Consider the following 12,291-nt stretch of genomic DNA (forward strand, 5'->3'; position numbering starts at 1 on the left):
CCGCCGCGCGGTGCGCCCTTAAAAATCGTAGCGCAGCGACACCCCGTATTGCCGCGGCGGCGCATAGCCGGCGAGCCCGCCATAGCCCGGCGAGTCGAACACCGTCGCGATATAGCGGGAATCGAGCAGGTTCTGCGCCCACGCGCTCAACGACCAGGCGCGCGAATCCGGGCTGTAGGTGATCGACGCGTCGACGAGGTGGATCGGCTGAATCGTGGAGCGCGGCGTGTTGAGGATCGCGGTGTAATATTTCTCGCTCGTATAGGAATAGAGCGCATCGGTGACGACCTCGGCGCCGCCACCCACGGGAATGACGAAATTGACGCCCGCCGTCGCGCTCCATTTCGGTGCGTTCTGCAACCGGAATCCTTCGAGGTCGATGATGTCGCCCGAAATCGGGTCGCCATACAGAAAATCGGTGTAGCGCGCGTCGAGATAGGCGAGCGATCCGCGCAGGGTCATGCCATCGACCGGCGCGGCGGTGGTTTCGAATTCGAAGCCCTTGATCTCCGACGCGCCGGCATTGAGGATGCGGTTGCCCTGCGTATTGGTGGCGCCGTCGAAATAGATCTGCGCGACCTGCATGTCCCTGTAATCGGTGTAGAACGCGGCGAGATTGGTGCGCAGCCGCCGGTTCAGGAAATCGGCCTTGATCCCGGCCTCGAACGTATCGACTTCTTCGGGATCGAACGGGGTATCGCCGTCCGACGGCACGCCGACGCGCCCTGTAAACCCGCCCGATTTGAACCCCCGCGTCCAGCTGGCATAAAGCAGCGTGCCATCGTCGAATTCGTAATCCGCGCCAAGTTTCCAGCCAAGGTTGTCCCAGCTTTCGCGCCCGCCGGTGGTGAAGCTGTCGATGATGACATTGCCTTCGCCGGTATAGTTCGATCCCGCCGGATCGCCGATGCTGGTGATGAGGCTCGGCATGGAGGTGGTGCGTTCGTGGGTATAGCGCAGCCCGCCCTGCAATTGCAGGCGGTCGGTCACCTGCCAGTAGGCCTGCGCGAAGCCGGAAATCGAATAGTTGTCCTGATCCTGAAGATTGGTCTGCAACAGGCCGGGGGCGGCAAATTGCAGGCGATAGGCCTGAATATGGTCGTAATGGGTTTTGAGGTAAAAACCGCCGACGATCATGCGGATGTCTTGCGTGAGGTCGACATTGGTGCGCAATTCCTGGCTGAATTGCCAGCCTTCGGTTTCGCGGAACGTGTCGTTCTTGAATTCCGGGGTGCCGTCCTGATCGGTAAATTCGGTAAGGGTGAACTGCTTGTATCCGGTGATCGCGGTGATGTCGCCGATGCCCGTATCGAACAGGTTCATGGTCAGCGTGCCGGAATATGTGTCCATGTCCGAAATATCGGGCACGGAATTGTTCGCGCTGAAATATTCATCGGGGGCGAAACATTGCCCGCCGCCGGCGCACGGGCTTCGGTACATGCCGTCCTCGCCAGTCGGCTCGTAAATCGCCTCCCCGACATAGGCGCCGTTGACGATGATCGGCGAACCGTTGCGCGCGGCGACATATTCGCCCTGCAACGTGGCGTCGAAACCGGCGGACGGTTCGAAGCGCAGATAGGCGCGCACCGCGTCGAGGTTCTTGCTCCCCATGTCGGAGCCATCGACGACATTTGTGACAAAGCCGTCGCGCTGCGAATGGATGCCGGCCACCTTGAAGGACAGCGTGTCGGCGAGCGGCAGTTCGATCGCGCCGGTCACGTCGAAACGGTCGTAATTGCCGTAGACGCCCTTGATATGGCCTCCGAATTCGCCCGTCGGCCCGGCGGTGGTCACGTTGATGACGCCGCCCGTCGTGTTCGCCCCGAACAGCGTACCCTGCGGCCCGCGAAGCACCTCGATCCGGTCGACGTCATACAGTTCGAGCAGCGCGCCCATGGAAAAGAACTGCGGCACGCCATCGACCACGACCGACACCGTATTGCCGGCGTAGGGATCGGGTTCGATCACGCCGATGCCGCGGATGGTGAAGACCGCGCTTTGCGGGGTGTTGGCGAAATTGTCGATCTGCACGTTGGGCACTTCGCCCTGCAATGCCTGCAGGCTGGTGCCTTGCGTCGCGGCGAAGGCATCGCCGCTGATCGCGGTGATGGCGATGGGCACGTCCTGCAGGTTCTGGCTCGTCTTCTGTGCCGTGACGACGATTTCCTGAATCGCGGGGGAGGTGGGCGGCGTGTTGGCGGGCACCGGTTGCGATGCCGGGATGGGCGCCGTGCTGTCCGAGGTGCCGGCATCCTGTGCCAGCGTCGGCGCGGACAGGCATGAAAGACCAAGCGTGCATGCGATCGCGAGGCGCGACGCGCTCCCTGTGTTGCTCATGATACTCTCCCTCGAACTGTTCCGTTTTTTCCGATGGCGTCCGGTTCTGGCCGGTTCTTGCGCGCAGGATGCCTGTTGCCGCTGCTGCCCGATCGGGCAGGGCGGTATTGGCGTCTCGGCCGGGTTCCACCCTGCCCGACGCTTGTCGCAAAGCGGGGGGAGGCGGGAAACTATCCCTTCGCACAGGAAATCCGGCAGGGGTGCCTGTTTTGTGATTCGGGTGCGGCCTTCCCCGCCATCGTGACACGGCCCGACAGTTGCGATAGACCTTGCGTCCATGAATGCATCGCCGCCGATCTGGACGCCCTATTGCGGCGCTGCGCCCGACCCGGCGGGATTGCTGCGCGCGTGGAACCTGGACCCGGTTCTACTGTGCGTGCTGTTCGCGGCGTTGATGCTGGGATGGCGCTACGCCCCGGCGGAGCGTCGCTTTCATCTTGCCGCTGCGTGCACCATGGGCGTGCTTTTCATCAGCCCGCTTTGCGCGCTGGCCTCGGCCCTGTTCACCATGCGGGCGATCCACCATGTCGCGCTCGCGCTGGTGCTGGCGCCGCTGCTGGCGCGGTCGCTCGGCCTCGGGCGGTATGCGGGGCGGGTTTCGCTGTCGGTGATGACGGGGGTGCAGGCGCTCGTGTTCTGGTTCTGGCATGCGCCGCCCGTCTATGCCGCGGCGTTGTCGAACGATGCGGTGTTCTGGATCATGCAGATCACGCTGACCGGGACGGCGGCGTTCTGGTGGGCGGCGATGCGCCGGGCGCCGGCGCCCGGTGCCATTGCCGCGACGCTCGCCACCATGGTGCAGATGGGTGCGCTCGGCGCGTTGCTCACCTTTGCGGGTCGGGCATTCTACGCCCCGCATTATTTCACGACGCAAGGCTGGGGCTGGACCCCGCTGGAGGATCAGCAGATCGGCGGGCTCATCATGTGGGCGCCGGCATCGGCGGCCTATCTGCTGATCGCGCTGGTCATGCTCTATCGCGCCCTGCCGCCGGCCTATGCACGATGAAACCATGGGTGCAGCAATGGCGCGAATGGTCGCTCTCCTATCGCGAGCGGGGCCGGTATACGCCGGTAGGGGTCGCGTTTCACTGGACCATGGCGGCGGTGGTCACATGGCAGCTCGCGACCGGCTGGTGGATGCAGCGCTATCTTGTCGGGGCGGCAAAGCTCGACGCCTATGAACGCCATTCCGCCATCGGGCTGACGCTGCTGGCGCTGGGTGCGCTGCGGCTGCTGTGGCGGCTGATCGTGCCGGGGCCGATCAACGATGCGGACCGGATGGGATGGAAGACGACCGTGGCGCATGCGATCCACGCGGTGTTCTACCTGTTTTTCGTGCTGTTGCCGGTGTCGGGATGGGCGATGTGGTCCGCGATTCAGCCGGCGCGCCCGCTCCGGCTGGCAGGGATCGTGCCGGTTCCACCCATGCCGTTTCAGGACATGTCGCCGGCGTGGCAATTCTTCATCCTCGATTTCGCGCAGGATGTTCATGTCGCCTGCGTCGTGGTGCTGTCCCTGCTGATCCCCGCGCATGCGCTTGCGGCGATCAAGCATCATTACTGGGACCGGGACGACGTGCTCAAGGGCATGATGCCGGAGGTGCCCGATACCCACTGGCACCCGGCAGGCCCGAACTATAGCCGGCGAGATGCGCCATCTCCCGCTCCGTCAGAAGACGGCTGACCGCTGTCATCGCGTCGCTCGCGCCATAACGTTCGCCGTTCGCCCATTGGTGCAGCTGCGCCTCGACATAGGGGGCAGGCTGATGGGCGAGCGGGGGATTGCCGGCGCCCACGCCCGCACCATCCGCGCCGTGGCACGTCGCACAGGCCGGCAGTCCGCGCGCCGGATCGCCGCGTTGATACAGCGTCGCCGCGGCGCAATCGCCCGCCGCCAGATCCTCACCCGCCGCGTCGGGCACGGGGAGGGCGGCATAGTAATTCGCGACCTTTTCCCGCGCCGGCCAATCGAGCTGATCCGCGATCCACACCATCTGCGGGTGGCGCCGCTGCCCTTGCGCGAAATATTCGAGTTGCCGCAGCTGATAGCCGGGATCCAGCCCGGCGAGCCGCGGCACGAGATTCCCGTCGCCTTCGCCGTTCAGCCCATGACACGTCGCGCAGGCCCCGCGCGCACCGGCGTCGCCCCCGCTCAACGCGATGATTTCCCCCGTGGTTTCAAACGCGCTCGTCGCCGGCATGTCCTTGCCGCACGCGACAAGGGATGCCACCATCGGCAGGACAGCGAGCAGGGCGGGCCATTTGTGCATCGTCCATGGGAACCGCCGTGCAAACGCGACGGTTCCCGAAGCCTTGGGGGTAATATCGTGACACGCGCGTTTTCGTCCATGGCCCTGTCCGTCATGCTGTGTGCCTGTCTTGCCGGGTGCAAGCAGCCGCCCGGCCCGCGCTACGTCCCCGACGAGGCCGCCGCCGCGCGCGGGCGCGCCGCGATCGAACGGGTCGGCTGCGGCGCGTGTCATGCCATTCCCGGCATCGGCTGGCCCAGGGGGCGCACCGGTCCCTCGCTCGACGGATTTCGCGACATCGGCCTCATTGCCGGTGCGCTTCCCAACACGCCGGCCAATCTCGCCGCCTTCGTGCGCAATGCGCCGCGGGTAAAGCCCGGCTCCACCATGCCCGCCATGCCGTTGAGCGAAGAAGAGTCTCGCGATGTGGCGGCATATCTTTATGGTCTCGACGATGAATAGCAGCACGACAGATGTCTTCGATGCCTGGTGGGGCTGGCCGCCGCCGGTTCTCGACCCCGCCGGGCCATATGCGGACAATGTGGTCGTGCTGGCGTGGGCGCTGTTCGCGATGGGGGTGATCGTCACCGGCATCGTGGTCGTCGCGCTTTACGTCGCGATCCGCGGCCCCGCGCGGTGGAAGGCGAAGCTCGGCGGCGAAAGGCTGGTGTGGATCGGCGGGGTCGCATTTCCCGGCGTGGTGCTGACCTGCCTGCTGGTGTGGGGGTTGTGGCTGACGTCCTCGCTCACGCAGCCGATGCCGGATGGGGCCATGCGGGTGCGGGTCACCGGCTACATGTGGTGGTTCGACGTCGAATATCTCGGCCCCGATGGCGATGTGATCATGCGCGACGCGAACGAGCTGCATATCCCGGTCGGGCAGCCGGTCGTGGTGGAGCTTCAAAGCGAGGACGTGATCCACAGCTTCTGGGTGCCGAACCTGTCGGGCAAGGAGGACATGATTCCCGGCCGCACCAACGAATTGGTGATCGAGGCGGATCGTCCGGGCCGTTTCGGCGGGGTCTGCGCCGAATATTGCGGCGGCCCGCATGCGTTGATGGGTTTTGTCGCGGTGGCGCATGAACAGGCGGACTGGGCCGCGTGGCTGGCGGGGCGGAGCATGACGCCGCCCGCCATCGCGGAGCAGGACGTGCCGGGCACGGTGCCCGCCCTCCGCCCCGCCGCGGCCGCCGATGCCGCAGATGACGCGGCGATCGCGGCGAACGGGCGCACGCTGTTCATGGAAAGCGGGTGCGCGGCGTGCCACCGGGTCGCGGGGACCGAGGCGAACGGCATCGCCGGCCCGGATCTCACCCATGTGGGGAGCAGGCTGACGCTGGGCGCGGGGATATTGCCGAACAATCGCGGCACCATGATCGGGTGGATCGGGGACAGCCAATCGATCAAGCCGGGCAATCGCATGCCGAGTTACGACATGCTCTCCGCCGATGAACTGACCGCCATCGCCATCTGGCTGGAACAGCAGCGATGAGCGATGCACCGCGGCCGGGCACCCGCGACGTGATGGCCGGGCGCAGGTCCGAAACAGGCTTCGATCACGCGCTCTACGCCCGCTTCCCGACGCAGGAGCCGCGCCCCGATGGCGAGGTCGAAGAGCTGGAGAAGATCTGGGACAACCCCAGGGGCTGGGGCCTGCTGACCGTCGTCAACAACAATTACATCGGTTTCTTCTACGTCGCGACGGCGTTCCTGTTCTTCCTCCTGGCCGGCGTGCTCGCGCTGGGCATGCGGATACAGCTGGCCGCGCCGATGCAGGATTTACTGCCGCAGGACACCTATAACCAGTTCTTCACCATGCATGGCACGGTGATGATGTTCCTGTTCGCCGTGCCCATGGTGGAGGCGATCGGCGTGATGCTGCTGCCGCAGATGCTGGCCGCGCGCGACCTGCCGTTTCCGCGATTGTCGGCCTATGCGTTCTGGGCGTATTGCGTGGGCGGGCTGTGCTTCTTCGCGAGCATTTTCGTCGGCCTTGCGCCCGATGGCGGGTGGTTCATGTATCCGCCGCTCACCTCCATCGCCTACAGCCCGGAAATCAACACCGATTTCTGGTTGCTGGGCATCGGCTTCATCGAGATCAGCGCGATTGCCGGCGCGATCGAGATCATCGTTGGCGTGCTTCGCACCCGTGCGCCGGGGATGACGCTCGACCGGATGCCGATGTTCGCCTGGGCGATGCTGGTGTTCGCGGTGATGATCGTCGTCGCCTTTCCCAGCGTCATTCTCGGTACCTTGCTGCTCGAACTCGAACGGGCTTTCAACTGGCCTTTCTTCGATCCGACGCGCGGCGGCGATCCGCTCTTGTGGCAACACCTGTTCTGGTTCTTCGGCCATCCGGAGGTCTATATCATCTTCCTGCCCGCCGCCGGGTTGATGAGCATGATGGTTGCCACCGTCGCGCGCACGCCATTGGTGGGGTACCGGCTCAACGTGCTGGCGCTGGTGGCGACGGGGTTCATCAGCTTTGGCGTGTGGGCGCATCACATGTTCGCGACCGGCATGCCGCGCGTATCGACGGGATATTTCAGCGCGGCCAGCATGGCGGTCAGCCTGCCCGCCGGGATACAGGTGTTCTGCTGGATCGCGACGCTGGCGGCGGGGCGCATCCGGTGGTCGACGCCCGCGCTGTTCGTGGTGGGCAGCATCGTCGTGTTCGTGATGGGCGGGCTTACCGGCGTGATGGTCGGCATGGTCCCGTTCGACTGGCAGGCGCACGACAGCTATTTCATCGTCGCGCATCTGCATTACGTGCTGCTGGGCGGGATGGTTTTTCCCATGTTCGCCGCGTTCTATTACTGGAACGGGATGACGTCGAAGAACGCGTTGTCGGAACGGCGCGGGAAATGGGTGTTCTGGCTGATGTTCACCGGGCTGCACATCACGTTTCTGCCGATGCATCTCACCGGGTTCATGGGGATGCCGCGCCGCGTCTATACCTATCTGCCGGGGCGGGGGCTGGAATGGCTCAACCTTGTATCCACCATCGGCGCGTTCGTCCTTGCGGCGGGGGTGTGCCTGTTCCTCTACGACCTGGTGCGCCGGTTCCGGTTCACCACGGACGAGGATGCGGGCAATGTCTATGGCGGCGGCACGCTGGAATGGTTGCCGACGGGGATGTATTCGACCCGCTCGATCCCGCTGGTGAAAAGCCGGGAGCCGATGTGGGACGATCCGGAGCTTGGCGATGATGTCGCCGCGGGCCGCTATTTCCTGCCCAATAGCGCGACGGGCCTGCGCGAAACGCTCATTACTTCGCCCATCAATGCGGAGCCGCAATATATTCAGCTCATGCCCGGCCCGTCGGCATGGCCGGTGGCATCGGCGGTGTTTACCGCGGGCTTCTTCCTCGCGCTGACCGTGCAGGCCTATGTGTTTTCGGCGGTGAGCGGCGTGCTCGCCGTTGCCTGCATCCTGCGCTGGCTGTGGGAAACGGACCGTCCGATCGAACAGGACCATGCCGATATCGGCGGCGGGATCACCGTGCCCATCGCGATCACCGGGCCATCCTCGCACGGGTGGTGGGCGCTCAACACGGTCATGGTGGTCATGGGCATGATCGTGTTCATGGCGCTGTTCAGCTATCTCTATCTCTTCGGCATCAATCCCGAATTCTGGATCGCGCCGCCGGATGTGTTGCAGACGGCGGGGATCGTGGTCCTGCTTGTCGCGGCGTTTGCGGCGGCGTGGCTGTCGCGGCGGATCCTCGCGGCAAAGGCGCGCGGCGAATTTCCGGGGCAGGGGCCGTGGCTCATGGCGGTCATCGCGGCGGCGCTGCTGTGCGTTGCGGGGTGGTGGGACTGGACCGGGTGGCGGGGCGCCGGGCTCGACCCTTCGGCCAGCGGTCAGGGGGCTACGGTCTTCGGCCTGCTCGCGTTTCAGGCCTGCAGCGCTGGCATCGCGGCGATCATGGCGCTCTATCTCGGCTATCGCAGCGGCAGGGGGCTCCTCGTCGCGCCGTCGAGCGTCACGCTCGACATCGTGGTGCGCTTCATCGGCTATGCCGCGGTGCAGGGGCTTGTCATCGCGCTTGTCGTGCGACTGTTTCCGGGGGGCTGACGGGTGGCAGATTATCGCAACGATATCGACTGGCTGACCCCGGCGCTGGCGCTTGGCGTGTGGGCGGCGCATTTCTCGCTGTCCTGGGCCGGCAGCAGCATTTTTCCAGGGCAGGTCGCCGCGCGGGTGGTCGGGATCGGCCTCGCGCTGCCCGCGCTTTTCGCGATGGCATGGCTCTGGCGGCGGGCCGGGGCGGGGCCGATGCGTTCCGTGCCCCGGCTGGGCATCGCGATTGCGGCGACGGGCGTGGTGTTCACCGTGCTCCCGGCCCTCTTCGGCTAGGCGCTATTGCGAATTGCCGCCGAGAAGGCCGCTATTGCCCGCAAGGCCAAGCCCCGCGCCGATCGACACCACGCCGACACCCAGCGCGATCAGCATGAGCAGCCCGTCGCGAACCAGCAGCGCAAGACCGAAGGCGATGATGGCGGCCATCGGCGCGGTGCTGGCAAACGGCACGAATTCGAGTGGCGGCACGGTCAGGCACAGGAGAATCACGATGGCGGCGGCAATGCGCGGCCAGATGCCGGTCACGAAACGCGGCAGGCGCCCGTGGAACCACCGGTCCAGCCAGTTCGCCAGCCCGCCCAGCTTGTCCGCCGCCTTGTGAAGCTTTCCGGCCGAAATCGCGCGTTTCTGAACGAGTTGCGGAAGCCAGAGATGCTCCTTGCCGATGAGCAATTGCGCGGCGACCAGCGCGACGATCGTGGCAAGCAAGGTCGGCACGCCGGGAATACCGCCGACCGGGCTGATCTCGATCATCGCGGGCAGCATCATTGCCGGGCCATAGGACCTGTCCCCGACGGTATCGAGTACATCGCCGATGGAGACCTTGTCCTGCCGATCCGCGAGCGAACGCAGCATGTCGAGGATCTCGCCGACCGAGTGAATCTCGTCGCCGGTATGATCGCCTGTATTCGCGGTGCGCATCGCGCCGTCCTCCTCAACCCGTTAAATGACATCAAGCGGCGACGTTCGCAGCAGCCGCGTATAACATCGGCATGCGAACGGGGGCGTGTCTCCGCGTGTCCTCGCAGGAGGTAATGAACACAGGCGCTTGCGGTTTCCAAACCGCCCGGCGCGCGTCGCCCCTGGCAGGCGCCGGACGGGGACGGGAAGGCGGATTTTTGCACGGCGTCAGTGCCCGCGAAAATCGGGCGGACGCTTTTGCGCGAAGGCTTCGCATCCTTCCCTGAAATCCGCGGTTCCCAGCGCGAGACACTGCACATGGTTTTCCAGTGCGATCGCGGCACGCAGGCTGGGCGCCTCCAGATTGCTTCGCATGACCTGTTTCGTGTGTTTGACCGCATAGGGGCTGTTGGCGGTGATCTGCCGGGCGAGGGTGAGCGCCTCGTCCTGCAACATGTCCGGTTCGCACAATGTGGTGACGAGGCCGGTGCGATGCGCCTCCTCGGCATCGACGGCGCGCCCGGTGAGCATCATTTCAAAGGCGCGCCCGGCCCCGACGATGCGCGGCAGGTGATAGCTGATCCCGCATTCCCCCGCGCTCAGCCCGATCTTTACCGCGCCGATCAGGAATCTGGCCGTCGTGGCGGCGATGCGGATATCGGCCGCCAGCGCCATCCCCATCCCTGCGCCCACCGCCGGCCCGTTGAGCGCGGCAATGACCGGAAAGCGCGATTCCGAAATCTCGCACATCAACGCGGCAAATCGTTCCTGAAGGTCGATATTGGCGAAATTATCGGGGGCCTCTTCGCCGTCGCCCACAATCTCCTTGAGATCCAGCCCGGCACAGAAAACCCCGCCGCGAGCCGTCAGGATCAGCAGGCGCACATCGGGATCGTCCTGCAATTCGGCGATTGTGCCGCGAAGCTGCGCAACGAGGGGGAGGGTCAGGGCATTGGCCGCATCGGCCCGGTCGAGCGTGATGCGGGCGATGCCGGAATCGAGCATGTCGCACGCGATCATGATGCAGTCTCCAGCATGCGGAGCGATGTCGGCGCGCTGCACAGCCCTGCGACATCGGAAGGAACCGTGATGATGCCGCCCTTTCCGGGATTGTCCGCATTGCCGCCGGTGGACACGTAGAGCCGGGTCGGATCGTGGGCGGCGAAGGCGACGCTGACGAGGTGGGGAAAGCCCGCGCGCACCGTGTCCATGGTCGTCCCGTCGGGCGAAACGCGCACCAGCGTCCCGCTTTCCCAGCAGGCCACCCAGAGGCACCCCTCGGTATCGAGTGCGAGCCCGTCGCTGTCCGCGAAGGGAGCCAGCAGCGTGCCTTCGCCCGGCAGGCCATCCTCGCCCATCGGGTAGCGCCAGATGCCCTTGCTTGTTTCCGAATGATAGAGCCAGCGCCCGCACGCGCTGAGCGCGATACCGTTGGAGGCGAACACGTCGCGGCGTAATATGGTGACCTCGCCGGCCGCGCTCATGTGAAAGAACTGCCCCGGTTCGGGCTCCTCTCCGCGGAGAAGAATCGCCTCGAAATCGATGGTCCCTGCAAAGAAACCGCCTCTGCCGTCGCCTTCCATGTCGTTGACAGCGACGATGTCCCTGCCCTCCAGCCGGTCGAGCACCTTCGTCACGGCGCCCGATACGGGGTCGAGAGCGACGATCCCGCCGCGCCCGCTGCACAAGAGCTTGCCCGACGAATCGAACAGCATGCCGCCCACCCATAGGCGGTCGGCGAGCATGGTTTCCACCGGTTGCCCGGGCCGCTTGCGATAGATGCCGCCGCCGGTGAGATCGCTGAACCAGACATCGCCTTCGGCAGAGACGCGCGGCGCCTCGACAAACTCGTAACCCTCGACAAGCGTTTCGTGCACATCCTTCTCCATCCTCGTGTTTCTTGTTTTCGTAACTGCTTTGGGCGCCAACGGTTCTGCGTGCTGGTAAAACACCGGCATCGCGGATAATCGGGCCGGGTGCCTATTCTCCGCGACCCGAACGCCCCTTTTGGCGCCATTCCGTTCGAGCCTGATCCCATCCGCTGGATGAAAGACAGCGCCGTTTTCGAACGGCCGCGTCAACAACGCAGCCGCGATGCGCTGGGCCGGATCATCGTTGCGGCGCTCCGCCTGTTTTCCGAAAGCGGGTTCGAGGCGACTCGCGTCGCCGACGTCGCGGCCGAGGCGGAGGTTCCGGTCGGCACGGTGTACAAGCATTTCGCCGACAAGGATGCGCTGCTCGCCGCGATCGTCGATGGGTATCGGCGTTGCCGGATGCAGGAGATCCGCGCGCTTTGCACCTCGGATGCGGCCATGGCGGCGAGCCCGCGCGCGCTTGTATCGCTGCATCTCGATATCGTGTTCAGTGCGTTCACGCTCGATTCGGGCCTGCTGCGGCTGATCGAGCGGCGCCGGCTCGAGGATTCCGCCACCCATCAGGACCAGAGCGCCGCCAATGAGATCGTCGCGACGCTGATCGCGGACCGGCTGGTGGAAAAAATGCCGGAAAGGGATCCGGCACAGCTGCGCCGGGAGGTTCACTATGCCCATTCGATCATTCGCGGGGCGGTGGTCTGGTCCGAGCTTCCCGCAGGCGGCGAGCTGGGGAAGGGGCTGCGCGTGACGGACATCGAGTTCGCGCGCCAGGCGTTGCTGATGGCGCTGCGCTACCTCCGCATTCCCGAGTAAAGCACCCCCGTTACCACAGGACCGCCCGGGAACAGG

General features: G+C 65.4%; 12 protein-coding genes. 7 read left to right on the forward strand and 5 right to left on the reverse strand.

The window, feature by feature from the left end; genetic code table 11:
• Nucleotides 1-18: 18 nt before the first annotated feature.
• Entirely contained in the window at nt 19-2,337 is a 2,319-nt protein-coding gene (locus Q0897_RS09190; RefSeq protein WP_299309037.1) for a TonB-dependent receptor, read from the reverse strand.
• A gap of 277 nt (nt 2,338-2,614) precedes the next feature.
• On the opposite strand from Q0897_RS09190, the gene Q0897_RS09195 reads away from it, so the two are divergent.
• Nucleotides 2,615-3,343: a cytochrome c oxidase assembly protein gene (locus Q0897_RS09195; RefSeq protein ID WP_299309039.1), complete on the forward strand. Its 729-nt coding sequence runs from the start codon at nt 2,615-2,617 to the stop codon at nt 3,341-3,343.
• Nucleotides 3,340-4,020 carry a cytochrome b/b6 domain-containing protein gene (locus tag Q0897_RS09200; RefSeq protein WP_299309040.1) on the forward strand — a complete coding sequence of 227 codons (681 nt, stop codon included), beginning with the start codon at nt 3,340-3,342 and terminating at the stop codon, nt 4,018-4,020. Before Q0897_RS09195 ends, Q0897_RS09200 begins: the two co-directional genes overlap by 4 nt.
• Here Q0897_RS09200 and Q0897_RS09205 read toward each other — a convergent pair.
• Nucleotides 3,917-4,606 carry a c-type cytochrome gene (locus tag Q0897_RS09205; RefSeq protein ID WP_299309041.1) on the reverse strand — a complete coding sequence of 230 codons (690 nt, stop codon included), beginning with the start codon at nt 4,604-4,606 and terminating at the stop codon, nt 3,917-3,919. The two genes, Q0897_RS09200 and Q0897_RS09205, sit on opposite strands and share 104 nt — an antisense overlap.
• 57 nt (nt 4,607-4,663) lie before the next feature.
• Here Q0897_RS09205 and Q0897_RS09210 point away from each other — a divergent pair, with 57 nt between their 5' ends.
• Genes Q0897_RS09210 through Q0897_RS09225 form a run of 4 tightly spaced genes read left to right on the forward strand, consistent with a single transcriptional unit; the run spans nt 4,664 to nt 8,944 of the window.
• Nucleotides 4,664-5,047 (forward strand): c-type cytochrome, encoded by a 384-nt coding sequence (locus Q0897_RS09210; protein ID WP_299309042.1) that lies wholly within the window; start codon nt 4,664-4,666, stop codon nt 5,045-5,047.
• The gene (locus Q0897_RS09215; RefSeq protein WP_299309043.1) at nt 5,040-6,077 is read left to right on the forward strand and encodes a c-type cytochrome; all 1,038 of its coding nucleotides are present in this window, start codon (nt 5,040-5,042) and stop codon (nt 6,075-6,077) included. The genes Q0897_RS09210 and Q0897_RS09215 overlap by 8 nt, the downstream gene beginning before the upstream one ends.
• A complete protein-coding gene (locus tag Q0897_RS09220; RefSeq protein ID WP_299309044.1) occupies nt 6,074-8,662 on the forward strand; it encodes a cbb3-type cytochrome c oxidase subunit I in 2,589 nt (862 codons plus the stop codon). The genes Q0897_RS09215 and Q0897_RS09220 overlap by 4 nt, the downstream gene beginning before the upstream one ends.
• A gap of 3 nt (nt 8,663-8,665) precedes the next feature.
• Nucleotides 8,666-8,944: a hypothetical protein gene (locus tag Q0897_RS09225; protein WP_299309045.1), complete on the forward strand. Its 279-nt coding sequence runs from the start codon at nt 8,666-8,668 to the stop codon at nt 8,942-8,944.
• A gap of 3 nt (nt 8,945-8,947) precedes the next feature.
• Here the strand turns inward: Q0897_RS09225 and Q0897_RS09230 are convergent, their stop codons facing one another.
• From Q0897_RS09230 to Q0897_RS09240, 3 genes are all read right to left on the reverse strand, one after another.
• Nucleotides 8,948-9,589, reverse strand: coding sequence for an exopolysaccharide biosynthesis protein (locus Q0897_RS09230; RefSeq protein WP_299309046.1), 642 nt, complete (start codon nt 9,587-9,589; stop codon nt 8,948-8,950).
• 207 nt (nt 9,590-9,796) lie between these two features.
• Nucleotides 9,797-10,588, reverse strand: a complete 792-nt coding sequence (locus Q0897_RS09235; RefSeq protein WP_299309047.1) for an enoyl-CoA hydratase-related protein — start codon at nt 10,586-10,588, stop codon at nt 9,797-9,799.
• The gene (locus Q0897_RS09240) at nt 10,585-11,457 is read right to left on the reverse strand and encodes an SMP-30/gluconolactonase/LRE family protein (RefSeq protein ID WP_299309048.1); all 873 of its coding nucleotides are present in this window, start codon (nt 11,455-11,457) and stop codon (nt 10,585-10,587) included. The genes Q0897_RS09235 and Q0897_RS09240 overlap by 4 nt, the downstream gene beginning before the upstream one ends.
• 87 nt (nt 11,458-11,544) lie before the next feature.
• Between Q0897_RS09240 and Q0897_RS09245 the strand changes: the two genes are divergently transcribed.
• A complete protein-coding gene (locus tag Q0897_RS09245) occupies nt 11,545-12,255 on the forward strand; it encodes a TetR/AcrR family transcriptional regulator (protein WP_299309049.1) in 711 nt (236 codons plus the stop codon).
• Nucleotides 12,256-12,291 lie beyond the last annotated feature (36 nt).

Source organism: uncultured Croceicoccus sp. (genome assembly GCF_947496385.1).
Lineage (GTDB): Bacteria > Pseudomonadota > Alphaproteobacteria > Sphingomonadales > Sphingomonadaceae > Croceicoccus.